This window comes from Massilia soli, from assembly GCF_016809835.1.
Classification (GTDB): Bacteria; Pseudomonadota; Gammaproteobacteria; order Burkholderiales; family Burkholderiaceae_D; genus Telluria_A; species Telluria_A soli.
Genome location: NZ_JAFBIL020000009.1, coordinates 69,237 through 94,633 on the forward strand (window position 1 = coordinate 69,237; position 25,397 = coordinate 94,633).

Consider the following 25,397-nt stretch of genomic DNA (forward strand, 5'->3'; position numbering starts at 1 on the left):
GACCGTCGCAGGTTGACTGTAAAGGAGCATTCTAATACATTCCGTTTGGCAACGCGCGCTCTATTGTGCGCAGGATAGAATGGCGCCCTTCAAATTCTCATCGGGCGTTCATGTTTCATCAGATTTTGGCCGGCGTCACGCTGGCCGCGGCGCTGCTGTGCGGCGCCGACGCGCGTGCCGGCGCCTGCCCGCGCCACTACGTCGATGGCCGCTTGCCCGAGATTCGCAATCCGGCGCTATCGGTCGCCACCCGCGAGTTATGCTACGGCGTGTTCGGCGTAATGCATTCGGGCGTCACCCGCACGGCGCTGTGGTCGGCTGAGCATTTGCGCGCAGATAACGTCGCGGCCGCCAGCGACCAGTCGCGCACCAATTCTTTCCACGCCGAGCCGCGCCTGCCGCGCGCGCAGCGGGCCGAGCTGTCCGATTACGCGCTCAGCGGGTTCGACCGCGGCCATCTGGCGCCGAACGGCAACATGCCGGACCGGCGCAGCCAGCGCGAGAGTTTTTCGCTGGCCAACATGGTGCCGCAGGACGCGCAGAACAACCGCCATGTATGGTCTGGCATCGAGCATGTCGTGCGCAAGATGGCCGCCAGGGAAGGCGCGCTGTACGTGCTGACCGGACCGGCATTTCTTGGCGCCAGTTTGCGCAAGGTCGGCAATGTGCTGGTGCCCAGCCACCTGTACAAAGTGGTGTGGAGCCCGCGCCAGAAGGCCGGCGGCGCCTGGCTCATCGAAAACGCGCCGACCACGCACTACCGGACCATCTCGATCGCGCAGCTGGAAAAGATCGTCGGCATCGACCTGATGCCATCGTTGTCGGCGCGCGAAAAAGCGGCGATGCTGCAGCTGCCGCACGTCCGCCAACGCAAGCAGAAGCGCCCAAAGCGCTACCAGGAGGAACTGTCATGACATCCAGCAGCCGGTTCGACCCGTTTTCCAACGAAGCGCAAGTTGTCACCATCGGCAAGCTGATGGTCGAGAACCGGCTCGACCGCGTGACCTTGAGCGGCGATGTCGACTTGACCGCCGACCAGGCCGGCCTCGCGCTGGCGCTGGAGCTGCATGCCTTGATCGGCAGCGTCGTCCGCAAGCTGCAGGCGCGGCCGTTGCCGGCAGCGCTGCCGCCGGCGCTGGTCAAGACCGTCGGCAACCCTTTCGCGGATTAGCGCTCGAGCACGTAACGCCCCGGCGCCGCGCCCAGCGAGCCGGTCACCGGCCGCGCCGCCACCATGCCCGTGGGCGACACCTGTTCAAGCCAGGCATGCCATTCCGGCCACCACGAGCCGGGCTTTTCTTCTGCCAGCGCGATCCACTTGTCCGGATCGACGTAGCGCGCGCCACGCTTGTGCGCCGCCGTGTAGTAACGCCTGCCGGCGCGTCCCGGTTCGCTGATGATGCCGGCGTTGTGGCCGCCGCTGGCAAGGACGAAGTTGACGTCGCAATGCGACATCAGGTGCACCTTGTACACGGAACGCCAGGGCGCGACATGGTCGGTCATGGTCGCCACCGCAAACACCGGCACGTGCACGTCCGACAGCGCGATCGGCTTGCCATTGACCCGGTAGCGCCCCGAGAACAGGTCATTGTTGAGGAACAGCCGGCGCAGGTAGTCGCTGTGCATGCGGAACGGCATGCGCGTGGCGTCCGCGTTCCATGCCATCAGGTCGTTCATCGGGGCGCGTTCGCCCAGCAGGTACTGGCTGACCGCGACCGACCATACCAGGTCGTTCGAGCGCAGCAGGCGAAACGCGCCGGCCATCTGGCTATTGTCGAGGTAGCCCTGCTGCCACATCAGGTCTTCCAGCCACGCCACCTGGCTTTCATCGATGAACAGCATCAGTTCGCCGGCCTCGGAAAAATCGGTCTGGGCCGCCAGCAGGGTGATCGAGTTGAGGTAGGCGCGCTGGTCGTGCTCGTAGGCGGCGGCCGCGATCGACAGCAAGGTGCCGCCAAGGCAATAACCAACCGCATTGACCTTCTTGCCCGGCAATCGCTCGCGCAGCGTGTCGAACGCCCGCATCACCCCTTCATGGAGGTAGTCGTCCAGGCCCAGGTCGCGGTCTTCGACAGTCGGGTTGTGCCACGAGATCATGAACACGGTGTGGCCCTGCGACACCAGGTAGCGCACCAGCGAGTTGTGCGGCGACAAGTCCATGATGTAGTACTTCATGATCCAGGCCGGCACGATCAGCACCGGCTCGGCGTGGACGCTGGGCGTGGCCGGCGCGTACTGGATCAGCTCGATGAGGTGGTTGCGAAACACCACTTCTCCGGGTGTTACCGCCACCTCGATGCCGGGCCGGAATGCTTCGGCGCCTTTGGGCGGAAGGCCGCGCCGTTGCAGGCTGATATCTTCGAGCAAGTTGATGGCGCCGCGCACCAGGTTGGCGCCGTGCTCGCGCGCCGTGGACCGGCTCACTTCAGGATTGGTGGCGATGAAGTTTACCGGCGAGACCAGGTCGAGCAACTGGCGCGCGACGAACGAGACCACCTGTTCGTGGTGCGTGGTGACGCCGTCGATGCCGGTCGTGGCGTTGTGCCACCACTGCTGGTTCAGCAAGAACGCCTGCTGCATCAGGTTATACGGCCAGCGCTGCCATGCGTCGCCGCGGAAGCGCCGGTCTTGCGGCAATGGGTCGATGCACGGCGCCGCGGCCTGCCCGAACGTGCTGCGCATGGCGTAGCCAAGCCAGCGCATGTCCTTGTTCCAGGCTTTTTCTGCCAGCCGCTGCCATTTTCCGGGCGATTGTGCGAGGTGCAGCATCCAGTCGCCCCAGGCCAGCGCCAGGCTGGTCGGCGAAATGCCCTGGGTAAATTGCGCCATGGTCGCGTGCAGCATGCGGTCCAGATTGCTGGGCGGTTCGATGTCGGTCGGCCGCACGCCGGCCAGGTCCGAGCGCGGCGCGCGCTGGTTGGCGACTTCGAGCGTATGCGATGTGTGGGCGTGCGCTGGCTTGCTCATTTCCATGACGTTCTCCGGGCTGCGGCAGGTTGAACGACCAGCATCCTATCCAGGCGAAATGCAAACTTGAGCAGCGTCAATGGTGCGCAGGTTGGCCGCCGAATGGAGTACCCTCGATGATCATAATATCTGCGACCGCCGAAGGAAGCCCAGTAATGACAGGCGAATCTAAAAGCGCGGGTGCGAGCACTGCCAGGCTCACCGTGCCTGTACATCAGGAAGAACTGCATGTCGGCGTTCGCACGGTCGATACCGGGCGCGGCGTACGGGTCCACAAAACCGTCGGCGAGCACGGTCAACTGATCGAGGAAACGCTGATGCACGACGAGATCGACGTGCGCCACGTGCCCGTCGACAAAATTATCGCCCTGTCCGACGCGCCTGCTTCGCGCTACGAAGGCGACACGCTGATCGTTCCAGTACTGGAGGAAATCCTGGTAGTCGAAAAACGCCTGCGCATCAAGGAAGAGATCCATATCACCCGCAGCAAGCGCCCGCAGCGTTTCTCGGAGACCGTTGTCGTCAAGTCGGAAACGGCCGCCGTCGAACGTTTCGATGAAGGCCCCGATGTGCCGGGGAATGACCTGCACGGGTAATGATCAACAGTTTGGAGGAAATAAATCATGCAACATACACTTATCGCCGTATTTGATAATCGCAGCGACGCCCAGAAGGCCATGGACGATTTGCTTGCCTCGGGCTTCGCGCGCTCCGACCTGCGCCTGTCGGAAGGCGACGCCCAGGCCGGCGCCGGCGCATCGGGCGCCCTGCACGAAGACGAATCGATGGGCGAGAGCATCAAGCACTTCTTCAGCGACTTGTTCGGCAGCGACCGGGGCGACCGCATGGAGACATACAACGAAGCGATCTCGCGCGGGCATTACGTGCTGAGCGTAACTGCCCCCAACGAGCCGGAAGTCGAGCGCGCCGCCGACCTGGTCGAGCGCTACGGTCCCGTGGACATCGATGAGAAATCGTCAGCCTGGTCTGCCGGCTCGACGGCAGGCGGCGGCGCCGTTGCGCGCCAGCAGTCGGCCCACCTGTCGCAGCAATCGGGCGCCGGATCGGCACAGGCCAGTCGCAGCGGCTCGATGCAGTACGCAAATACCGAGTCGCAGTCTATTCCGGTGGTGCAAGAAGAACTCAAGGTTGGCAAGCGCGAGGTCCAGCGCGGCGGCGTGCGCATCTACTCGCACGTCGTCGAGACGCCGGTCGACGAAAGCGTCAACCTGCGCGAAGAGCATGTCACCGTGCAGCGCCGCGCCATCGACAAGATGGTCGACCCGGCCGACGTGCCCGCGTTCCAGGAAAAATCGTTCGAGATGCGCGAGACTGCCGAAGAAGCAGTCGTCGAGAAATCCGCGCGCCTGGTCGAGGAGGTCGTCATCGGCAAGGAAGTCACCAGCCGCGAAGAGCACATTACCGATACCCTGCGCCGCACCGAGGTGGAAGTCGAGCAGCTGTCGGGGGCGGATGACGATGAAAGTTATCGCAGCCACTGGAGCAGCACGTACGCCGGCACCGGTCGAAGCTATGACGAGCTTGCGCCAGCCTACCAGTATGGCAGCGAGATGCGCCGCAGCGAGCTGTATCGCGGGCGTCCGTTCGAGGATGTGGAAACCGACCTGCGCTCGGACTGGGCAAGGACGCATCCGAGCTCGGCCTGGGAGAATTTCAAGGCCGCCGTCAAGCATGGCTGGGACCGGATGACGAGCTAAGGCGCGACACCGCCGCTCGCGCGTGCGCGGGAGCGGCGGTGTTCGATGGTGCGTCGGTCCGCGTCGTCGTTACTTCGCAAACGCCTGGCTTGCCGGCGTAATCGTCACCGCTTCCGGACGAATATTCAGCCTGGTCGCGCCGATCGCCTTGTCTTCATCGAGCAAGGCCTTCGGCTTCTCCGCGTCGTACTTGATCGCCGAGAATACATCGCTGACCAGCTTGTCCTTCAGACCGGCCGCATCCTTGGTGATCATCACCACCGACAGGTTCTTGGCCGACAAGTGCTTGCGCACCGCCGCATTCACATCCTCCACGGTCAGCTTCGACAAGCCATCGCGCATCATCGTGGTGAATTCCGGCGTGCCGTACCACTTCGAATCGAGCGCATAGCCCAGATACTGGTCCTGGGTGGCGGTCATGACGAAGACGTTCTTCATCAGGTAGTCGCGGGTGGTCTCGAACTGCGCGCGCGTCATGCCTTGCGCGATGAACTTGTCCAGCTCGGTCAACGCGACGCGCAGCGCGAAGTGGGCGTTGTCCGGTGCGACAGGGCGGATCCAGACTTCGAACAACTGCGCCTTGCGGCCCAGGTTGGGGTTCGGGAAGAACTGGAACATGCCGTTCGGGAAGGCTTCAATGTAGGCGTAGTCACCGTAGTTCATGCCGCGCACTTCGCGGATGCGCTGGTACAGGTAGGAACTCGACGCCCGATGCTCGCCGAGGTAAGCCTTGGCCAGCCACAGCGCCGGGAAGTCGGCGTGCGAGCGGGTCACGACAGTCGGCAGGCCGAACGAAATGGCCGTGGCGCGCGTATTTTTCTCGATGATTTCCACTTCGAGGCCGTTCGGCATGCGGCCCTTTGGCGCCGCGCCATACGACATGCCCGCGCCTTGCGGCAGTGCCGCCAGCGACTTCTTCAGCGAGGCGATCTGGGCTTCCGACACATCACCGGAAATGCCCACCTGCAGCGCGCCCTGGGTATAGGCCTTCTTGTAGAACGCCTTGACGTCGTCCAGCGTGATCGCGTCGATGCCCGCCAGCGTACCGAGCACCGGGTGGCCGTACGGCGTGCCGTCGAACACATTGGTCTGCAGCCGCTCCTTGGCGAACTCTTCTTCGTTGTTGTCCTTCAGATCGAGCTGCAGGGCGTTCTTTTGCGCATCCTTGAGGCGGCGGAAATCTTCCTCGCGGAAGCCCGGCGACATCAGCAGCGGCAGCGCAACGTCGGCGTACTCGGACCAGTTGTCCTTGTGGATGGAGCCGGTGAAGGTGGTCATTTCCTTGTCGATTTGCTCCTCGAAGCTGCCGGCGATCGGGAACAGCGCCTTGGTCACTTCGTCGATCTTGCGTTCGCTAGAACCGGCCAACGCCACCATCGCCGCGGTCAGCGCCGCCAGGCCTTCCTTGCCTTTCGGATCATGCGCCGAGCCTGCGGTGAACAGCAGCTTGAAGCGCAGCTGCGGCAGCGCCGACTTCTGCACCAGCACGTCAAACTTTGCCTCGCCCGCTGGCGGCGCCAGCTGGTCGAGCTTTGGCAGGCTTGCCATGGCGGCGGGCATCGGCTGGTGCGACAAGGTCGTGACGATCATGCCGTCATCGGTCAGGTACTTGCGCGCGGCCGCCTGCAGATCGGCCGGCGTGAGCGAATCGACCAGGCGGTAGTAGCGGTTGAGCGTGCCATACGAACGGTTGAAGTGGACGTACGACGCCAGCGTGCTGGCGATCTGCTCGGTGTTGTCGAGCGAACGCACCAGGCCGTATTTCTTGGCCGACTTGGCGTCAGCCAGCTCGCGGGCCGATACCGGGGTGCTGCGCAGTTGGGCAACGGTCTGCATGATCGCGTCGCGTACGTACACGGCGTCCTCAGGCTTCTTGACGCGCGCGGCGATGGTCGCCAGGTTGGCGTCGACGCGGTTCGGGCTGTAGTCGAACAGCTGGTCGACCTTCTGTTCATCCTGCACCAGGCGCTTGTACAGCGGCGAGGTATTGCCGAACGCCAGGGACAGCAAGGTCGACAGGGCGGCCTGGTCTTTGACGGTGTCGGAGAATGCCGGCGCGCGGAAGGCGACGGTGACGAACGGCAGGGTCGGGCTGGTCCACGGCACGTGCTTGTAGATGGCGCCGCGCGGAGCCGGCTCGGCCGGCACTTCGGCCTTGTAGCTGCCGCGCTGCCACTTGGCCCAGTATTTCTCGACCAGCGCGATGGTTTTCTTTGGATCGACATCGCCGGCGATGATCAGGGCGGTGCGTTCCGGCCGGTACCAGCGGTCGAAGAAGACTTTCGAGTATGCATACTGGTTGGGCATGTCCTCGATGTCTTTCAGGAAGCCCATCGTGGTGTGCTTGTAGGTGTGGGTGGTGAACGCGGCGTCGCGCTGCACTTCGATCAGTTTCGAGATCGGGTTGGCGCTGTTCTTGTTGTATTCGCCCAGTACCGCGCGCGACTCGGTCTTGAATGGGCCTTCTTCGTACTCCAGGTTCTGGAAGCGGTCGGCCTCGACCTTCAGGATGGTCTCGAGGTCTTCCTTGGCGAAGGTGGTGTAGTAGTTGGTCAGGTCGTCGCTGGTGTAGGCGTTCTGGCGCGCACCGGAGCGGGTAATGACTTCCTGGTACTTTGCGGGCGGATACGCCTTGGTGCCGCGGAACATCATGTGTTCGAAGAAGTGGGCGAATCCCGACTTGCCCGGTTCGATTTCGTTACGCGATCCGGTCTGCACCGGGATATGTACCGACACCAGGTTTGGGAAACCGGTCGGTACGACGATGATCTTCAGACCGTTTGGCAAGGTTTTCTCGGTTGCCGTGAACGGCAACACGTCGCCTGTGGCCGGCGCGCTCTTCGGCGCTGCGGCCGCGAGCACGGGCAGCCCGAGCGCGAAGAGGGTAATCGGGATAAGTTTGGACACGCTGTCTCCATGTTGAACTGACAAGCGGGCAAGGATAGTTTAATCGCTCGTCATAGGACAAGGAAAATTCGCGCAGCGTCGCAAAAACGTCGATATCCGCGCGGGCGCGGGTCGCTGGATTGAGCGGCCCGGCCGCGCCGGGCGGCCGGGCATGGCCGGGGTCAGGCCGGTTCGGTGGCGGGAAGGCTGATACGGTTGCGGCCCATGTGCTTGGCGCGGTACAGCGCCGTGTCGGCAGTCGAGACCAGCTCCGAGGGGTCGGTGCCGTTCGATGCGAGCGCGGTGGCGGCGCCGATGCTGACGGTGATCCGGCCATCGCGGGCGAACTTGTTGGGCATGCGCAGCTGCTCGACCCGTGCGCGGATGCGTTCGGCGACGATGGCCGCGCCCTTGAGCGCCTGGTTCGGCAAGATCACGGCAAATTCTTCGCCGCCATAGCGCGCCACCAGGTCGTTCGCGCGCATTTCGGACGCCACCGCCTTGGCGATCCGCTTCAGGCATTCGTCGCCGCCGAGGTGGCCGTTGGCATCGTTGTAGGCCTTGAAGTTGTCCACGTCGACCATCAGCAGCGACAAGGGCTGCTTCTGGCGCATCGCACGCGCCCATTCGGCCTTCAGCGTGTCGTCGAAGCAGCGCCGGTTGGCCAGCCCGGTGAGGCCGTCGCGCGTGGCCAGCTGCTCCAGCGCGAGCTGGGCTTGCTTCTCCGCGGTCATGTCGCGCAGCGTCTCGACCACGGCAATGAGCTTGTTGTTGTCGTCGAAGACGGGGCTGGCGTCGGCGGCGAGGTAGCGGCGTCCGGCGCGCGGCATGTCGCACCAGCTTTCGGCGCACAGCTGGGTGCCGGCGAGCATATCGCCTTTTACTGAACTGTACAGCCGCGTGATGTCGCCCGGGCTGTTCTGGATGACCAGGTCGGCCAGGGTAGGGCGCAGCTCCTGGTAAAAGCTGCGCCAGTGGTCGCGCGTACCGAGCACTTCTTCGGCAAGCACGCCGGTGAGGCGCTCGCAGGCGCGGTTCCAGATTATCACGCGCCGTTCGGTATCGAGCACGAACGCCGGTACCGCCAGCGTCTCCATCAGCCGGTTGGCGAAAATCCGCTCAGGATTGCCGCTGCCTTCATCCAGGCACTGAATTGTCGTTGCGCTCATCATGGGCCGTTCCCTCTTTTTAATAGCTGGCTGGCTGCGAGAAATAACTGTCCTGCGGAACTTATTTTCCTACCGGAACTAATTTCGACACTTGATCTAGGCCAATCCATGCGGCGATGCCGCGCCGCCGAGCGTCAACGCCCGGGTGAGCGGTACGGCGATGCTTAGCTGGCAACCGCCACCCGGCGGACTGTCGATGCTCACCGACCCGCCGACCGCAGCGACGCGGTCGCGGATGCCATCCAGGCCGCGGCAATCGGCAGCATGGTGGCGCTTGATGCCGGTCCCATTGTCGCGAATTGCCAAATTGACACTTCCGGGCGCGCAGCTGAGGTCGACCCGCACTTCTGTTGCCTGCGCGTGGCGCGCGACGTTCGAGAGCGACTCCTGCAAGATGCGGAACAACATCGCATCGAGCTCTTTGCCGTTGTCAAACGCAGCAGGGTCGGCGCTGAAGCAGTGCTCGATGCCGTTCAGCCGCGAAAACTCGCTCAGTTGCCATTCCATCGCGAAGCGCAGGCCGGCGTCGAGGGCCGGTGGACGCAGGTCATTGATGATGCCGCGCAGCGACCTGATCGCCAAGTCAAGGTTGCGGACCATGATGCCGAGTTGGGCGTTGAGCTGGGGATCGGCGCCGCGCGTCGACCGCTGCAGCAAGGTCAGCTCGATTTTCAGCGCCATCAGGTTCTGGCCGAGGTCGTCGTGGATGTCGCGCGCGATGCGCAGCCGTTCGGTGTCGCGCACGGCTTCCTGCTGCTCGAGCAGACGGCACAGCACCTTGTGGGTTTCGGCCAGGGCCCGCTCGGCCAGCGCCCGGGCATGCCGCTCCACGCCGAGCTGCACCTGGGCGTCGTTGCGGCGGTCGTCGACACCAACGCGGTAGCGCAGCAGCGTGTGCAAGACCCAGCCGAGCGCCAGCAGCCAGAGCGCAGCCACCATCAGCGCGGGCGTCTGCGCGCTCCAGGCGGCGGGACTGAATGCGCGGCTGGGCGCGCATGCGCCACCAAACAGGAGGGCGGCGCTGAGGTAACGGGGAACGCGTTTCATGGCATCCTTCCTGCAGGGCAGAATCGACCTGTATCAAGGTACAGCGTGCTGCTGTTGAGCTTCTTGTCCACGATCAAATACTTGCGTAGCGGGAAGAAATCATGCCGGTGGCGAAAATACTGCTTACCCGGCTGACGGCTTGTCGCGGTATAATGGAAGGTTGACGATTGAGGCAATCCCCGTGACTTACAGTATTAAAGAGATGTTTTACACACTGCAAGGCGAAGGCGCGCACGCCGGGCGCCCTGCGGTGTTTTGCCGATTTTCCGGCTGCAACCTGTGGACTGGCCGCGAAATCGACCGTGCGACCGCAGTCTGCCAGTTTTGCGACACCGACTTCGTCGGCACGGATGGCGAACTGGGTGGAAAATTCCCCACAGCGGCAGAGCTTGCGGCGCGTATCGACAGCTTGTGGCCAGCTTCTTATCCAGCGAGCAAGTACGTCGTGTTCACGGGCGGCGAGCCGCTGCTCCAGCTCGACGCCACCCTGATCGACGCCATGCACGCGGCCGGCTTTACCATCGCCATTGAAACCAACGGCACCCTGCCGGTGCCGCCAGGCGTCGACTGGATTTGCGTCAGCCCGAAGATGGGTTCGAAGCTGGTGGTGGAAAAGGGCAGCGAGATCAAGGTCGTCATTCCGCAGGCCAACCAGGACCTGGGCGCCTACGAACACCTCGACTTCGAGAATTTCTTCGTCCAGCCGATGGACGGTCCGCTGGCCGAATTCAACACCCGTCTCGCCATCGAGACTTGCAAGCGCAATCCCAAGTGGAAGCTGAGCCTGCAAACCCACAAACTCCTCCAGATACCCTGAACGCAATGCTGACCATTACCCGCAAGCTCGAATTCGATGCCGGACACCGGATTCCCGACCACAAGAGCCAGTGCCGCAACCTGCACGGGCACCGCTACACCCTGGAAATCACGCTGACCGGCGCAGTCATCGAAGTCGAAGGCAACTCCGACAACGGCATGATCATGGACTTTTCGGACATCAAGGCGCTGGCCAAGGAACACCTGGTCGATGTCTGGGACCACGCCTTCATCGTCTACGAAAAGGACGACAAGGTGCGCGAATTCCTGGCCAGCCTGCCGGGCCACAAGACGGTCGTGATCGACCGCATTCCGACCGTCGAAAACCTGGCGCAGGTTGCCTTCGCGATCCTGAAAGCGGCCTACAAGGACCGCTACGGCACCGGCCTGCACCTGCACAAGCTGGTGCTGCACGAAACCCCGAACTGCTGGGCAGAAATCACCGATGCCTGATAGCGCATTCATGCAGCTGGCGCTGGACCAGGCCCGCCATGCGTGGAGGCTGGGCGAAGTGCCGGTCGGCGCGGTGGTGGTCAAGGACGGCGAAGTGATCGCGGTCGGCTACAACCAGCCAATCGGGCAGCATGATCCGACCGCGCACGCCGAGATCGTCGCGCTGCGCGCCGCAGCGGTAAAGCTGGGCAACTACCGGCTGCCGGGCTGCGAGTTGTATGTCACGCTGGAACCATGCGTAATGTGTTCCGGCGCCATGATGCACGCGCGCCTGGCGCGGGTCATCTATGCCGCGCAGGATCCGAAGACCGGCGCGGCCGGCTCGGTCGTCAACCTGTTCGAGCAGGAACAGTTGAATCACCACACTGAAGTGGTCGGCGGCGTCATGGCCGACGAGTCCGCTGCAATGCTCAAAGGATTTTTCGCCGAACGCCGCACTGCCGCGCGCCGCGTGATCGTGCCGGAATAATCACTGGGGCCGGCTTGGCGCCGCTCATGCAATTGGCTGCCGCGCGCATGCCCGCGCCGCGCAAAAATGGTATGCTGAAATCAGTTAATTCAGCGCGCCGATACCATGCCTACATTGAAGTCGAATGGCATCCGCCTCGCCTACGAAACGGCGGGCGATCCGAAAGACGTTCCTATCCTGCTGATCATGGGCCTGGGCATGCAACTGATCGCCTGGCCCGACGATTTCGTCGAAGGGCTGGTCGAACAGGGCTTCTACGTCATTCGTTACGACAACCGCGACTGCGGGCTGTCGACCAAGTTCGACCATGCCGGCACGCCCAACCTCTGGCTCACCTACCTCAAGACCCTGCTGCGCTGGCCGATCAAGACCGCCTACACCCTCGACGACATGGCCGAGGATGCGCGCGGGGTGCTGCGCGCGCTGGGCGTGGCCAAGGCGCATGTGGTGGGCACGTCGATGGGCGGCATGATCGGCCAGATCATGGCGGCCAAGTATCCCGACCGCGTCCTCAGCTTGACGGCGATCATGACCAGCAGCGGGCGCCGCGGCCTGCCCGGGCCAACGCGCGAAGCGCGCGCCGTCATGATGCGGGCTCCCCGCAATGTGCGCGACATGGAAGCGGTTATCGCGCACACCGTCGACATCTACAAGGTGATCGGCAGCCCGGCCTATCCCACGCCTGAAAAACAGCTGCGCGACAATATCACCCACGCCATTCGCCGCAACCTCAACGGCGCGGGCGTGGCGCGCCAGACGGTGGCGGTGGCGGCGGCAGGCGATCTGACCCCGCTGCTGAAGACGATCAGCGTGCCCACCCTGGTGATCCACGGCGCCGCCGACCCGCTGATCCCGGCCGCCTGCGGCATCGATGTCGCCCGCAGCATCCCGGGCGCGCGGCTGGAACTCATCGAAGGCATGGGCCACGACTTGCCCGGCCAGCTGGTCGAACGGTTGCTCGCCTTGATCGACGCGCACGCTCACGGTAAGATGGAAGCCGACCCAACACCACGGCTTTTTGAAAAACAGTGATCACATCAACCCCAGGCATCGGCATCGTCGCGCCGAGCGGATACACGCTGGACGACGCAATCGTCCAGCGCGGCGTTGCGCTGCTTGAAGCGCGCGGCCACGTGGTCCACAACTACTTCGACACCGCCAAGGTGTTCCAGCGTTTCGGCGCGACCGATGAGGCGCGCCTGGCGCAGCTGAACGCTGCTGCGTGTGACCCGGACATCGCGGTGGTGATGGCGCTGCGCGGCCAGTACGGCCTCACGCGCCTGCTGCCGCGCATCGACTTCGATACGATGGCGGCGAGCGGAAAGATTTTTGTCGGCTTTTCCGACTTCACCGCGTTCCAGATGGGGCTGATGGCCAAAACTGGCGCGAAGAGCTATGCGGGCCCGATGCTGCACCCGGACTTCGGCGCGCCGGAAACCGTCGACTTCACGCTCGATAACTTCTGGAGCTGCCTGGCGGGGCCGACGCACACGATCAGCGCCAAAGCCGCCGGCAATCCGACGGTTGAAACAAGCGGCACGATCTGGGGCGGCAACCTGGCGATGGTGATGTCGCTGGTCGGAACCAGCTACTTCCCCCGAATCGATGACGGCATCCTGTTCTTTGAAGACGTCAACGAGCACCCATACCGCATCGAGCGCATGCTGCTGCAGCTGCTGCAGGCTGGCGCCATCGAGCGCCAGAAGGCGATCGTGCTCGGCGACTTCTCATCGTATGGGATCACGGCGGCCGACAACGGCTACGACTTCGACGTGATGGTCGACTACCTGCGCGGCGTGATGCCGGTTCCGGTGCTCACCGGCCTGCCATTCGGGCATGGCCGCACGCGCGTGACGATTCCCTTCGGCGCCCAGGCACGCCTGGTTTCCAGCCAGGCCGGCTTCACGCTCACCATGAGCGACTACCCGACCATCGCGCATGGCTGACCCACTGCCGGCGCATAGCTTTTACCAGGCTACGTCGGCAGGCGACTCTTATCCATCACTCGCAGGACCGGTCGATACGCCGGTCTGCATCATCGGCGGCGGCTTCGCAGGCCTGGCGACGGCTTTGTCGCTGGTCGAGCGCGGCGAGACCGGTGTCGTGCTGCTGGAAGGCGAAACCATCGGCCACGGCGCCTCTGGCCGCAATGGCGGCTTTGTGTTCGGCGGTTTCTCGCTCGGCGAACGGGCCCTGCTGGAAAGCGCGGGCGACCAGGCAGGGCGCGCGCTCTATCGCCTCACGCTCGCCGCTGTAGAGCAGATCAGGGACCGCATCGAGCGCTATGCCATCGACTGCGACGCGCGCTACGACGGCGTCATTCTCGCCAACTGGTTCGACGACGAGCGCATCCTCGATGACCAGCAGCGCTTCATGGCCGACCGGCTCGGCGTCGAATGGCAGCGCATCAGCCGCGCCGACCTCGGCGAGCGGCTGCGCACCAGGCGCTATTTTGGCGGGCTGTTCGAACCGTCAGCATTCCACTTCCATCCATTGAAATACGCGCAGGGGCTGGCGCGCGTGCTGGCCGGGCGGGGCGTCGCCGTGCATGAACGCAGCAAGGCGACGCGCATCTCGCCCGATGGCCACGGCTGGCTGGTGCAGACCGCTGGCGGCCAGGTGCGCGCCAGGGACGTGGTCATTTGCTGCGGCGGATACATCGAGCGGCTGTACCCACGCCTTGGGGGAGCGATCCTGCCGATCGCCACCTACGTCGTGGCGACCGAACCGCTTGGCGAGCGCCTGCAGGAATCGGTGCGGACGGGCGCTGCGGTGTACGACACGCGCTTCGCCTTCGACTACTATCGCCCGCTGGCCGATACCCGCCTGCTGTGGGGCGGGCGCATCGCGATACGCGACCGCGGGCCGGCCGAGGTGGCGCGATTGCTGCAGCAGGATATGCTGAAGGTCTACCCGCAACTTGCCGGCGCCCGGATCGACTATGCATGGAGCGGCATGATGAGCTATGGCCGCCATCGGATGCCGCAGTTGGGCCGCTTGCCTGAAGGCCTCTGGTACGGCATGGGCTTTGGCGGACATGGGGTTGGCCCCACAACGCTCGCCGGCGAACTGCTCGCCGCCGCACTGTGTGGCGACGCGACGAAGCTGGACGCCATGAACGCCTACGGACTGCCGCATGCAGGTGGCCCGGCCGGCCTGTTTGCCGCGCAGCTCACTTACTGGTACTACGAACTGCGCGACTGGATGCGCCAGTAATGGGCGCGCCACTGTCGACCAGGTCGGCACGGATCGACGCGCTGCGCGGGCTTGCGGTGTTCGGCATCCTCCTGATTAATATGTGGGGCTTCGTCTACGGCTACACGGCCCTGCGCTACGGCGTGGTCGACATGACCGCGACCAGCGGCGACCGGCTCGCCGTGTTCTTCGCCGCCGCTTTCGCGGAACAGAAGTTTTATCCGATTTTTGCCTTCTTGTTTGGCGCGGGATTCGTTTTGCAGATGCGTTCACTGGAGGAGCGCTCCGGCCTTGACGAGGCGAAGGCCATCTATCGGCGCAGGCTGACGTGGCTGCTGGTGGCCGGCGTCCTGCACGGCGCCTTGCTCTGGTTCGGCGACATCCTCACTGCCTATGCGTTGACTGGTTTCTGGCTGCTGCGCCGCGCGGGCGACGCGTGGTCCGGGATAAAGCAGTCGATCAGGCTGACCGTCCTCGTCAACATGGCGCTGCTGCTTCTGACGGCATTCATCCTGGCGAGCGTCGCCGGCATGCCCGACTACGGCGCCGATACCGCCTCCGAAGCGCTTCTCGCAAACGACATTTATACGCGCGGCGGCTGGATCGATGTGACGCTGGCCAGGATCAAGGACTTCCGCCTGAATATCAGCGGATTCTGGCTGTTCGTGCCGCGCATCGCGCTGCTGTTCCTGCTTGGGGTCGCGGCCGTGCAGCGCGGATGGCTGACGCACCCTGAACAACATCGCGCCCTGTGGTGGCGGGTGCTGCTCGCTGGTGTTTTCATCGCACTGCCGCTGAATGTCTGGTTCGGCTACGAGGCACTGGGCTGGGCACTCGAGCCCGAAGGTTCGTCGCGCGCCTTTCATCTGGCCTCGCTGATCCTCGAGGTATCCGGGCCTGCGCTGGCGGCCGCCTACATCGCCGTGTTCATGCTTGCCGGTGAGCGTGCCATGGCGAAGGTGGCCGCGTTGCTGGCGCCAGTCGGCCGCATGGCGCTGACCAATTACCTGATGCAGTCGCTCGCATGCGGATTCCTGTTGCACGCATATGGGCTGGGCCTTGGCGCCTCCTTGTCGCGGGCGCAGCTGATGGCCCTGTGGGCGGGAATCGTGCTGACTCAGATTCCGTTCAGCCGCTGGTGGATGTCAAGGCACGACCAGGGGCCGATGGAGGCCATCTGGCGGCGATATACTTACCGGCACTGAAGCGGCGCTATATACTTGCGTCTTTTCGTGGGGCCCCGCGCCTCGATCACAGGATACCAAAATGACCGCTTTGCCCCCATGCCCGAAGTGCAGTTCCGAGTTCACCTACGAAGACGGCACCCAGCTGGTCTGTCCGGAATGCGGCAACGAGTGGAGCGCGCAGGCAGCAGGCGCGCCGGAAGAGGGCGCCCGGGTCTACAAGGACGCTTCCGGCAATCTGCTGCAGGATGGCGACACCGTCACCGTGATCAAGGACCTCAAGCTGAAGGGCTCGGGCGGCACTGTCAAGATGGGCACCAAGGTCAAGAACATCCGCCTGGTCGACAGCGATCACGACATCGACTGCAAGATCGACGGCTTCGGGGCGATGAGTTTGAAGACCGAGTTCGTCAAGAAGGTGTAATGCCCAGGCGGCGTAACTGCGCTGCCTGATATGCGCCGAAGGCATCGTTGAACAGGCACCGGATCAGCGGGTCGTCGACGATTTCGGCGAGTTCGTGGTCGGCCTCGACGTCGGCATCGAACAACGCATCGTTGATCCGCATGTACATCGATGTCAGCGCCTCGCCCTGCGTCAGTGCGGCGAACAACTTTGCGGCTGGGACTTCAGTCGTCCACGCCGGCGCGGCGGTGCCGTCAACGAGCGCGATCGCGTCGCCTTCGACCCGGTAATGGAATGCGGTTTGCGCGCCGTCCTGGCCGTAGATCGACAGGCGCCATATGCGCGCCTGGTCGAAGAAGCTATCCTCCGGCAGCTCCATTTCCTCGTACTTCTGCAGCAAGCCCGATCGGCAATAATCCAGCACGACGCTCATTTCATCTTCCATCAGCGCCGGAAAATGGCGCGCCAGCTCGGCGGTGTGCGGTGGCGCGACTTTACTGTCGTAGCGGTAATCGACATCCTGCTCGCCGACCGGGATCACCCATGGCAGCGCGTCTGCCGCCTGAAGCGAATCCCGATCCAGCACGATTGAAACCGATGGATTCAGCCGAATGACTTTTGCATCGGGAAGCGCGGCCTCTACTTCGCGCTGGAACTGTGCGTAGGTAATCGGGAAAAATCTGGATTGGTACCAGGACCATGATTCCTGGATGAATTGGCATGAGCTCGGGACAACGAAGCGCGGGTTGAGCACCTTGAGCTGGCCGAGCCATTCCGCCGGAATCTCCGGGGGGCTGGCATCGGCGCGTGATGGCGCGAGCACCTCGATCTCGCGCATCGTCTGGAATGGCCATAAAACCATGTCCCATGGAGATTCCTTCGCCAGGTCGGCAAGCGCCACTGGCGAAATCCATGAATCGACCACGTTCAGGACGTTCATCCCGCCGGCCCGAATCTGGTACATCGAGTCAACGTCCGAATCAATCGCCTCGCGCGGGGTCACCGAAAACGGGCCGATGCTGACCGGGACGTTCGTTTCCAGCTTGTACAAATTCGGAAAGCCGAGCGCCCTGATCATGTCGAACAGCTCGTCGAAGATGCAGTAGATGTGAATCGGTGTGGACCGGTCGAGCAAGTTCAGGCTGTCGAGCGAACAATGGTCATCGTGGAAATGGGAAATAAAAACCGCGTCGAACCGCTCCCGCCGTATCTGCTCAAGGTCGAAACGCACATCCGGGAAGGCATGGCAGTTGGTACTGAACGGATTCTCGAAAATGGGGTCGAAGGCGATCCGCGCGCCGTCGCACTCGAAGACGTAGCCGGCGTGGAGAATCCTGGATATTCTCAGAGACATGGTTCAGTAGAGATGGTTGACGCGAGGGAGCGCGATTATCGCATGCGGCTTACGCGGCGATCTCGATGATGCGGGCTGTAACGTCACCATTGCAGATCAGAATTTCTGCCACGCTGATCGGCAGCTTGAAGCGGCGTGGCCCGGCACTGCCGGGATTGAGGAACAGTTTTCCATCGCGCTCTGCAATGGCCGGCTTGTGTGAATGCCCGGAAATGACCACTTTGGCGCCATCCGAGTGGCCTTGGTCGTCCGCGATGTCGTGTACGGCGAACAAATCCACGCCGCCCACGCTAAGCCGAGCCGATTCGGGAATATTGCGTGCCCAGTCTTGCCGGTCATTGTTCCCGCGCACCACCGTCAGCGGCGCCATCGCGCCCAAGACCTCAAGTATGTCCAGCTTGCCAATATCTCCGCCATGGATGATGTAGTCGCTACCCGCGAGCAGGGCCAACGCTTCCGGGCGCAGCAACCCATGGGTATCCGAGATGACGCCTATCCTCCATTGACCGGCCGGTTTCGTGTCTTTTTTCATAAGTTATGCATCTGAATCAGAAGGGTGGCGGCAGCGGCAGCCCGCACGATGGTAAAATACACGGTTAATCAAATCATCGCATGCAAGGGCTTTACCAGTGCTATCTACAGCTAATATCACAATGCAATTCGGCGCCAAGCCGTTGTTCGAAAACATTTCCGTCAAGTTCGGCGATGGCAACCGCTATGGCCTGATCGGCGCGAACGGGTGCGGCAAGTCGACTTTCATGAAGATCCTCGGCGGCGACCTCGACCCATCGGGCGGCAATGTCATGCTCGACACCAATGAGCGCCTCGGCAAGCTTCGCCAGGATCAGTTCGCCTACGAAGATACCCGCGTTCTCGACGTGGTCATGATGGGCCATACCGAACTGTGGAACGCGATCACCGAACGCGACGCGATCTACGCGAACCTCGAGGCGACCGACGACGACTACATGCACGCGGCCGAACTGGAAGCGAAAGTGGCCGAATACGACGGCTACTCGGCCGAGGCGCGCGCCGGCGAGCTGCTGCTCGGCGCCGGCGTATCGATCGACCAGCACCAGGGCCCGATGAGCGCCGTGGCGCCAGGCTGGAAGCTGCGCGTGCTGCTGGCGCAGGCGCTGTTCTCGAACCCGGACATCCTGCTGCTCGACGAACCGACCAACAACCTGGACATCGATACGATTCGCTGGCTCGAAGACGTGCTTAACCAGCGCAACTCGACCATGATCATCATTTCGCACGATCGCCACTTCCTGAACCAGGTTTGCACCCACGTGGCCGACATGGACTATGGCACGCTGAAGATCTACCCGGGCAACTACGACGAGTACATGCTCGCGTCGACCCAGGCACGCAACCAGCAACTGTCGAACAATGCCAAGGCCAAGGAAAAGGTCGCGGAACTGCAGGACTTCGTGCGCCGCTTCTCGGCCAACAAGTCGAAGGCCCGCCAGGCGACCTCGCGCGCCAAGCAGATCGACAAGATCAAGGTCGAAGACCTCAAGCCGTCCTCGCGCGCCTACCCGTTTGTCCGCTTCGAAGGCGAGAAGAAGCTGCACCGCCTGGCGGTGGAAGTGGAAGGCATCTCGAAGAAGTACGACGAGCAGCTGTTCAAGAACTTCAGCATCATGGTCGAAGCGGGCGAGCGCATCGCCATCATCGGCCCTAACGGCGCCGGTAAAACCACCTTGCTGCGTTCGATCTGCGGCGAATTGTGCGGCATGACCACCGATACCGGCCGCGTGAAGTGGGCCGAGAACGCCAACGTCGGCTACATGCCGCAGGATCCGACCGAAGAATTCATGGCCGACCTCAACCTGACCGACTGGATGGGGCGCTGGACCAAGGAAGGCGACGACGACCAGGCCGTGCGCTCGATCCTGGGCCGCCTGCTGTTTGGCGGCGACGAGGTGAAGAAGTCGGTCAAGGTGCTGTCGGGTGGCGAGAAGGGCCGCATGATGTACGGAAAGCTGATGCTGGGCCGTCATAACGTCATGATGCTCGATGAACCGACCAACCACATGGACATGGAATCGATCGAGTCGCTGAACATCGCACTGGATAAATACGCGGGCACCCTCATATTCGTGTCGCACGACCGCGAGTTCGTGTCGTCGCTGGCCAACCGCGTGCTCGAAATCAAGGACGGCAAGATCATCGACTTCCGCGGCAACTACGAAGACTACCTGCAAAGCCAGGGTATTAACTAAGCCGGTTCTGGCAATAACAACGATGGGGGTATCACCATGAGAGTCCTTCCGATCAAGACCGTCGAGTACGACCACCCGCAGGGTGGCCTGAGCTGCACAGCGCAGGCGTGGGCACGCGCGCCTGCGACGCCTTCGGCAGAAGAAAAGATCGCGCTCAAGGAGCGCATCCGCAAGCTGCTGAAGGAGCGCGAGGCCGTGCTGGTCGCGCATTACTATGTCGACGCCGACTTGCAGGACCTGGCGGAAGAAACCGGCGGCTGCGTGTCCGATTCGCTGGAGATGGCGCGCTTCGGCCGCGATCACCCGGCCAAGACCCTGGTCGTGGCGGGGGTGCGCTTCATGGGCGAGACGGCGAAAATCCTCAGCCCTGAGAAGACCATCCTGATGCCGGACCTGGACGCGACCTGTTCGCTCGACCTGGGCTGCCCGGCGGACGAATTCGCCGCCTTCTGCGACCAGCATCCCGACCGCACCGTGGTCGTGTACGCGAACACCAGTGCAGCCGTGAAGGCGCGCGCCGACTGGATGGTGACGTCCTCGATCGGCCTCGATATCGTGGCGCACCTGCACGCGCAGGGCAAAAAAATCCTGTGGGCGCCGGACAAGCACCTCGGCGGCTACATCCAGCAGAAGACCGGCGCGGACATGCTGCTGTGGCAGGGTTCGTGCATCGTTCACGATGAATTCAAGGGCGTCGAACTTGAGCTGATGAAGGCCGAACATCCGCACGCCAAGGTGCTGGTGCACCCCGAGTCGCCAGCCAGCGTTGTGGCGATGGCCGACGTCGTCGGCTCGACCACGCAGCTGATCAACGCGGCGCAGAACCTGGACGCGACCGAATTCATCGTCGCCACCGACAATGGCATCCTGCACAAAATGCGCATGGCGGCGCCGGGCAAGCATTTTATTGAAGCACCGACCGCCGGCAACAGCGCAACCTGCAAGAGCTGCGCGCACTGCCCATGGATGGCGATGAACGGCTTGCAGAACCTGGCCGACGTGCTCGAAAGCGGCAAGAACGAGATCTTCGTCGACCCTGCCATCGGCAAGGAGGCGGTTCGCGCCATCGACCGCATGCTCGACTTCGCGGCGGCGAAAAAGGCCAAGGCGCTGCCGACCGGCGACCTGGCGACCGAAACCTCACTGTTCTCCGGAGTTGGCCCTGCATGACGACCTTGCGTAACCCGTTTAATGATTTTGACGAGAAGCTGCAGGCGTCGTTCGAGCAGAACCTGCTGGCGGCGCTGCTCGAAGACGTTGGCACCGGCGACCTGACCGGCAAGCTGGTGCCCGATGATGTCCGGGCGCGTGCGCGCGTCATCGTGCGTGAAGACGCTGTGCTGTGCGGTGCGCCGTGGTTCGAAGGGGTGATGCTGGCGCTGGACCAGTCCATCGAGATCGACTGGCAGTATGCCGAAGGCGACATGATGACGGCGAACAGCGTCGTTTGCACCATCGAAGGCCCACCGCGCGCCTTGCTGACGGCTGAACGCAGCGCGCTCAACTTCATGCAGCTGATGTCGGGCGTCGCCAGCGCAACGCGCAAGTACGTCGACCTGATCGCCGGGACCAAAGCTGCCATTCTCGACACCCGCAAGACGCTGCCCGGCCTGCGCCAGGCGCAGAAGTACGCTGTGCGGGTTGGCGGCGGCAAGAACCAGCGCATGGCGCTGTATGACGGCATCCTGATCAAGGAAAACCACATCGCGGCCGCCGGCGGCGTGCGTCCGGCAATGGCTGCGGCGCAGGCGCTCGATGCCGGCGTGTCGATTCAGATCGAGGTGGAAAACCTGGCGCAGCTGGAAGAGGCGCTGTCGGCTGGCGCAGTGTCGGTTTTGCTGGATAACTTTGATTTGCAGATGATGCGCGATGCGGTTGCGCTCAATGCTGGCCGTGCGCTTCTCGAGGCTTCAGGTGGCGTCAACATGGACAGCGTGCGCGCGATCGCTGAAACCGGCGTCGACCGGATCTCGATCGGCAGCCTGACCAAGGATGTGCGCGCGACGGATTACTCGCTGCGTATCCTCTGACCGTCGGAGGCGGCGGATAAGCGCGACGACGCGCGCATCCGCCGAATTGACCGCTAACGCGCCTCGTGCGGCACGTGGATCAGCTTCGACGTATCGAACCCAAGCGCCTGCGCCTTGTCGAGCAGGCGCTTTTTCGTTGCCGGGTCCATCGCCGGCGTGCGCGACAGCAGCCACATATAATCCTTGTCCGGCCCGCTGACCATCGAATAGCTGTAGTCCTGCTGGTCCAGCTCATACACCACGTACGACCCGTAAAACGGCCCGAAGAACGACACCTTCAGGTAGCCGACGTTGGGCCCCTCGACGAACTTCGCCGTGCCTTCCGCGTCCTTCCATTCTTTCTTTTCCGGGTTGTAGCCGCGGTTGAGCACCTTGATCGTGCCGTCCGGGTTCATGCTGTACTCCGCCGTGACATTCGTCAGGCCGCGCTCGAACGAGTGATCCATCCGAGCAATCTCGTACCACTTGCCGAGATACCTTGCACTGTCAAAGTTCTGCACCGGGGTGATATTGTCCGGCTTGCCTGCACAGCCGGCCAGCAGCACTGCACACAACACTAGAAACGCACGCATAATTTTTCTCCTCGAAACCCGAGGAGATTGTAGCGCGTTTGATAATACTGCTACGCCCGGCTGGCCTCGCCATGCGCCAGGCGCACAGGTTCCGCCATGGTTATCGCATCGACCGCCCGGGCGATGTCCTCCGGATGCGTATAGTGGACCATGTGGCCCACGCCTGGCTCGATCTTTAGGGTGCTGCGCAGCACCACGTTGTGCAGGCGTCCGGAGTTGTCGGACGGGTCGATGACCCGGTCCGCGCTGCCTGCGATAATCGACACCGGCATCGTCAGCTCAGGATAGTGCTTACGGAGCGCCATCGCGGACGGGATCATCAGTGCGCTTTCGGCGGCGCCCGCGCGCAGTTGCGAGGGCCGCAGCATCATCCACACGGGCAGCTGGCGGAAGCTGTCGGGCACCGGTGCAGGGCTGAACACGCGCCTGGCGATCGCCGGCCACATCAGTCGCCCGAGCAGCGGCGATAGCGTGTAGCGCAGCACGTCGCCGATGACCGGTATCGCCGGCGGCGACATCAGCGGCGCATCGAGCCGCACGCTGGGATAGTAGTATCCCGACAGGAGCACCAGGCCGCGCACGTACCCGGGATGCGCCAGGCCCATTGCCACCGCGACCAGCGTGCCCCACGAGTGTCCCAGCACCACCGGGCGCTCGACCTGCAGCTTGGCGAGCGCCCGGTACAGCAGTTCGGCCTGCGCCTTTGGCGTCCATACGGTGGTGCGGGGGCGCTCGCTGTAGCCATAGCCGGGCCGGTCGAACAGGTAGAGTTTGTGCTGCCTTGCCAGGCGCCCGGCCAGGCCGCTGTTGTCGAAATCGCTGTGGGTAACGCCATTTCCGTGCAGCATTACCAGCGGCGGTCCTTCACCTTGCACCGTGTAGTGCAGCCGCACCCCGTCGACGTCGACAAATTGCCCGGTTGGCGGGTTGCTTGCCTCCGCCTGCCGGGTCTTGGCGCGCACGTAGAGAAAGGATGCCAGCAAGGCGGCGCCGGCCAACAGGCCCGGGCCGCGCCAATTGTTCAACGCTGGGGTATGAGTGGGGTAATAGCTTGTGATGTTATTTGTCACGACGCTCTCCGTTATTAACCGCCCAGTCAGTGTGACTGGGGAGAGGGCGTCTTAGTTCAGGAAATCTCGCAGCAGGGGCAGTACCCGTTCCGCCGAGGACGCGAGCTTGAGCGTCAACAATTCGTCCGCCCGGGTCTTGCCGAGGTTGATCGCGGCGACTGGCTTGCCCGCTGCTGCGGCCATCCTGCAGAAACGGTAGCCTGAAAATACCACCAGCGACGAGCCGACCACCAGCAGCGCGTCGGCGTCCTCCATGCGCGCCAGCGCGCGGCGGGTGCAAGCGGCTGGCACGCCATCGCCGAAGAACACAACGTCGGGCTTTAATGTTCCGCCGCAATGGACGCAGAACGGTGTGTGGAAGTCGGCCAGCGCTTCCGGTTCGATCTGGGCGTCGCCATCCGGCAGCGGGCGCGCGTTCTGTCCGAGCATGCCGGGATTGGCCTCTTCCAGCAGCTGCTGCACGAACGCCCTGCTGAAGTGCGCGTGGCAATCGAGGCAGATGACGGCGTGGATATTCCCATGCAGTTCGAGTACGCCGGTGCTGCCCGCACGCTGGTGAAGCCCGTCGACATTCTGCGTCATCAGCGCGCCGATCGCTCCTTTCGCTTCCAGGTCGGCCAGTGCCCGATGGCCGGCGTTCGGCTCGGCGCGCGCCAGTGTCGGATAGCCGACCATGCTGCGCGCCCAGTAGCGGCGGCGGGTCGCCTCGAACTTGCGGAAGTCGGGGCCTTGCACCGGTGTCGGTCCGCGCCGCGCGCCGTCCTTGTCGCGGTAGTCCGGTATGCCCGAGCCGGTGCTGATCCCTGCGCCCGTCAGCACCAGCACGCGTGCGTGGCGGGTTAAAAAGTGCGCCATCTGTTCCAGCGCGGCGGTATCCGGGGAGTCGTCGGCCATGGCTCTTGGTGCTAGCGGCGCGCCGATACCGCGATGCCGCCGACGATCAGTGCGAATGCGGCGGCGTGGTACAGGTGCGGGGTCTCGCCGAGAAACGCCGACGAGAGCACGGTGGCGAACAGCGGCGTGAGGTTGACAAAGAATGCGGCGACACTCGGGCCTGCGCGCTGGACACCGGCGCCCCAGCAGCGCAAGGCGATGATGCCCGGGCCGACCGCCACAAACAGCAGGCCGCCGGCAACCGGCCAGCTCCAGGCAACCGGCGGACTGCCGGCGGCGACTTCCGCGGCCGTGAACGCCCCCGACCACAGCACCCCGTAGATCACTTGCGCAAGCATGAAGGCGGCCCAGTCGGCGCGGATCTGCTCCGGGTCCTTCGGCTGCATCAGCAGCCAGCTGTAGAACGACCAGGCGATGGTGGCCAGGATCATGTACACGTCGCCGGGGACCAGGCGCAGCGCCAGCAGCTGGCCCAACTCGCCGCGCGACAGGACCAGCAGCACGCCGGCGATCGACAGCAGCGCGCCGGCCAGCTGGCGCGCGCGCGCCTTCACGCCGAAGAACAGCGACCCGACCAGCAGCATCCACACCGGCAGGCCCGATGCCACCAGCGTCACGTTGATCGGCGTGGAGGTTTGCAGCGCAAGGTATTGAAAGGAGTTGTACAGCCCGATGCCGAGCAGGCCAAGCATCGAAAAGCGGCGCCAGTTGGACACCAGGCCGGAGCCGCGCTTGAGCGCGGCGCGGCCGAGCGGGATCAGGATCACCAGGGCGATGGTCCAGCGCAGCAGGTTGAGCGTCATCGGCGGCACCGCGTCGCGCAGCAGGCGACCGGCGATCGCGTTGCCCGCCCAGAGCAGCGGCGGAATCGTCAGCAGGGCCGCGGTGGACGGTGTCAGTTTGTGGTTCATGGTCGCAGGCCGGTGGCGGCCTTGTCAGGCC

General features: G+C 63.7%; 25 protein-coding genes. 15 read left to right on the forward strand and 10 right to left on the reverse strand.

Annotated elements, in window-relative coordinates:
- The first annotated feature begins 110 nt into the window (after window positions 1-110).
- Together I4X03_RS20740 and I4X03_RS20745 are read left to right on the forward strand one after the other, a co-directional pair.
- On the forward strand, window positions 111-914 hold the full coding sequence (locus I4X03_RS20740) for a DNA/RNA non-specific endonuclease (RefSeq protein WP_223470179.1): 804 nt from the start codon (window positions 111-113) through the stop codon (window positions 912-914).
- Window positions 911-1,171 (forward strand): hypothetical protein, encoded by a 261-nt coding sequence (locus I4X03_RS20745; protein ID WP_223470181.1) that lies wholly within the window; start codon window positions 911-913, stop codon window positions 1,169-1,171. The genes I4X03_RS20740 and I4X03_RS20745 overlap by 4 nt, the downstream gene beginning before the upstream one ends.
- Here I4X03_RS20745 and I4X03_RS20750 read toward each other — a convergent pair.
- Complete coding sequence (locus tag I4X03_RS20750; RefSeq protein ID WP_370660543.1) at window positions 1,168-2,967, reverse strand: PHA/PHB synthase family protein; 1,800 nt, start codon at window positions 2,965-2,967, stop codon at window positions 1,168-1,170. The two genes, I4X03_RS20745 and I4X03_RS20750, sit on opposite strands and share 4 nt — an antisense overlap.
- 155 nt (window positions 2,968-3,122) lie before the next feature.
- Between I4X03_RS20750 and I4X03_RS20755 the strand changes: the two genes are divergently transcribed.
- Together I4X03_RS20755 and I4X03_RS20760 are read left to right on the forward strand one after the other, a co-directional pair.
- Window positions 3,123-3,563 (forward strand): YsnF/AvaK domain-containing protein, encoded by a 441-nt coding sequence (locus tag I4X03_RS20755; protein WP_223470186.1) that lies wholly within the window; start codon window positions 3,123-3,125, stop codon window positions 3,561-3,563.
- 27 nt (window positions 3,564-3,590) lie between these two features.
- Complete coding sequence (locus I4X03_RS20760) at window positions 3,591-4,685, forward strand: YsnF/AvaK domain-containing protein (RefSeq protein ID WP_223470188.1); 1,095 nt, start codon at window positions 3,591-3,593, stop codon at window positions 4,683-4,685.
- 69 nt (window positions 4,686-4,754) lie between these two features.
- Here I4X03_RS20760 and I4X03_RS20765 read toward each other — a convergent pair whose 3' ends face one another.
- From I4X03_RS20765 to I4X03_RS20775, 3 genes are all read right to left on the reverse strand, one after another.
- A complete protein-coding gene (locus I4X03_RS20765; RefSeq protein ID WP_223470190.1) occupies window positions 4,755-7,592 on the reverse strand; it encodes a M16 family metallopeptidase in 2,838 nt (945 codons plus the stop codon).
- Window positions 7,593-7,753: 161 nt separating this feature from the next.
- Window positions 7,754-8,743, reverse strand: coding sequence for a sensor domain-containing diguanylate cyclase (locus I4X03_RS20770; protein ID WP_223470202.1), 990 nt, complete (start codon window positions 8,741-8,743; stop codon window positions 7,754-7,756).
- Between the two features lie 93 nt (window positions 8,744-8,836).
- Window positions 8,837-9,787: a sensor histidine kinase gene (locus I4X03_RS20775; protein WP_223470204.1), complete on the reverse strand. Its 951-nt coding sequence runs from the start codon at window positions 9,785-9,787 to the stop codon at window positions 8,837-8,839.
- Window positions 9,788-9,968: 181 nt separating this feature from the next.
- Between I4X03_RS20775 and queE the strand changes: the two genes are divergently transcribed.
- From queE to I4X03_RS20815, 8 genes are all read left to right on the forward strand, one after another.
- The gene (gene queE / locus I4X03_RS20780) at window positions 9,969-10,604 is read left to right on the forward strand and encodes a 7-carboxy-7-deazaguanine synthase (RefSeq protein WP_223470206.1); all 636 of its coding nucleotides are present in this window, start codon (window positions 9,969-9,971) and stop codon (window positions 10,602-10,604) included.
- A 5-nt stretch (window positions 10,605-10,609) separates the two neighbouring features.
- Window positions 10,610-11,056, forward strand: coding sequence for a 6-carboxytetrahydropterin synthase QueD (queD, locus tag I4X03_RS20785; protein WP_169463826.1), 447 nt, complete (start codon window positions 10,610-10,612; stop codon window positions 11,054-11,056).
- Entirely contained in the window at window positions 11,049-11,525 is a 477-nt protein-coding gene (gene tadA / locus I4X03_RS20790; protein WP_223470208.1) for a tRNA adenosine(34) deaminase TadA, read from the forward strand. The genes queD and tadA overlap by 8 nt, the downstream gene beginning before the upstream one ends.
- Window positions 11,526-11,630: 105 nt before the next feature.
- On the forward strand, window positions 11,631-12,557 hold the full coding sequence (locus tag I4X03_RS20795) for an alpha/beta fold hydrolase (protein WP_223470210.1): 927 nt from the start codon (window positions 11,631-11,633) through the stop codon (window positions 12,555-12,557).
- A complete protein-coding gene (gene ldcA / locus I4X03_RS20800) occupies window positions 12,554-13,471 on the forward strand; it encodes a muramoyltetrapeptide carboxypeptidase (RefSeq protein ID WP_223470212.1) in 918 nt (305 codons plus the stop codon). The genes I4X03_RS20795 and ldcA overlap by 4 nt, the downstream gene beginning before the upstream one ends.
- Window positions 13,464-14,741 carry an NAD(P)/FAD-dependent oxidoreductase gene (locus I4X03_RS20805; protein ID WP_223470214.1) on the forward strand — a complete coding sequence of 426 codons (1,278 nt, stop codon included), beginning with the start codon at window positions 13,464-13,466 and terminating at the stop codon, window positions 14,739-14,741. The genes ldcA and I4X03_RS20805 overlap by 8 nt, the downstream gene beginning before the upstream one ends.
- Window positions 14,741-15,925: a DUF418 domain-containing protein gene (locus tag I4X03_RS20810; protein WP_223470216.1), complete on the forward strand. Its 1,185-nt coding sequence runs from the start codon at window positions 14,741-14,743 to the stop codon at window positions 15,923-15,925. Before I4X03_RS20805 ends, I4X03_RS20810 begins: the two co-directional genes overlap by 1 nt.
- A gap of 61 nt (window positions 15,926-15,986) precedes the next feature.
- Window positions 15,987-16,328 (forward strand): zinc ribbon domain-containing protein YjdM, encoded by a 342-nt coding sequence (locus I4X03_RS20815; RefSeq protein WP_223470218.1) that lies wholly within the window; start codon window positions 15,987-15,989, stop codon window positions 16,326-16,328.
- Here I4X03_RS20815 and I4X03_RS20820 read toward each other — a convergent pair.
- Both I4X03_RS20820 and I4X03_RS20825 read right to left on the reverse strand, forming a co-directional pair.
- Window positions 16,315-17,661 (reverse strand): MBL fold metallo-hydrolase, encoded by a 1,347-nt coding sequence (locus I4X03_RS20820; RefSeq protein ID WP_223470220.1) that lies wholly within the window; start codon window positions 17,659-17,661, stop codon window positions 16,315-16,317. The two genes, I4X03_RS20815 and I4X03_RS20820, sit on opposite strands and share 14 nt — an antisense overlap.
- A 49-nt stretch (window positions 17,662-17,710) precedes the next feature.
- Window positions 17,711-18,193 (reverse strand): metallophosphoesterase family protein, encoded by a 483-nt coding sequence (locus I4X03_RS20825; RefSeq protein ID WP_223470223.1) that lies wholly within the window; start codon window positions 18,191-18,193, stop codon window positions 17,711-17,713.
- Between the two features lie 97 nt (window positions 18,194-18,290).
- Here I4X03_RS20825 and I4X03_RS20830 point away from each other — a divergent pair, with 97 nt between their 5' ends.
- From I4X03_RS20830 to nadC, 3 genes are read left to right on the forward strand one after another with little or no spacing between them, the layout of a single operon-like run.
- Window positions 18,291-19,889: an ABC-F family ATPase gene (locus tag I4X03_RS20830; RefSeq protein ID WP_223470225.1), complete on the forward strand. Its 1,599-nt coding sequence runs from the start codon at window positions 18,291-18,293 to the stop codon at window positions 19,887-19,889.
- Between the two features lie 36 nt (window positions 19,890-19,925).
- Entirely contained in the window at window positions 19,926-21,059 is a 1,134-nt protein-coding gene (gene nadA / locus I4X03_RS20835; protein ID WP_223470227.1) for a quinolinate synthase NadA, read from the forward strand.
- Window positions 21,056-21,919, forward strand: a complete 864-nt coding sequence (nadC, locus tag I4X03_RS20840; protein ID WP_223470229.1) for a carboxylating nicotinate-nucleotide diphosphorylase — start codon at window positions 21,056-21,058, stop codon at window positions 21,917-21,919. Before nadA ends, nadC begins: the two co-directional genes overlap by 4 nt.
- A gap of 53 nt (window positions 21,920-21,972) precedes the next feature.
- Here nadC and I4X03_RS20845 read toward each other — a convergent pair whose 3' ends face one another.
- The 4 genes from I4X03_RS20845 to I4X03_RS20860 are packed head-to-tail and all read right to left on the reverse strand — an operon-like array spanning window position 21,973 to window position 25,366.
- Window positions 21,973-22,491, reverse strand: a complete 519-nt coding sequence (locus I4X03_RS20845) for a lipocalin family protein (protein WP_223470231.1) — start codon at window positions 22,489-22,491, stop codon at window positions 21,973-21,975.
- A gap of 50 nt (window positions 22,492-22,541) precedes the next feature.
- The gene (locus I4X03_RS20850) at window positions 22,542-23,561 is read right to left on the reverse strand and encodes an alpha/beta fold hydrolase (protein WP_223470232.1); all 1,020 of its coding nucleotides are present in this window, start codon (window positions 23,559-23,561) and stop codon (window positions 22,542-22,544) included.
- Between the two features lie 51 nt (window positions 23,562-23,612).
- Window positions 23,613-24,455, reverse strand: a complete 843-nt coding sequence (locus I4X03_RS20855; protein ID WP_223470234.1) for an NAD-dependent protein deacetylase — start codon at window positions 24,453-24,455, stop codon at window positions 23,613-23,615.
- 11 nt (window positions 24,456-24,466) lie between these two features.
- On the reverse strand, window positions 24,467-25,366 hold the full coding sequence (locus tag I4X03_RS20860) for a DMT family transporter (RefSeq protein WP_223470236.1): 900 nt from the start codon (window positions 25,364-25,366) through the stop codon (window positions 24,467-24,469).
- Window positions 25,367-25,397 lie beyond the last annotated feature (31 nt).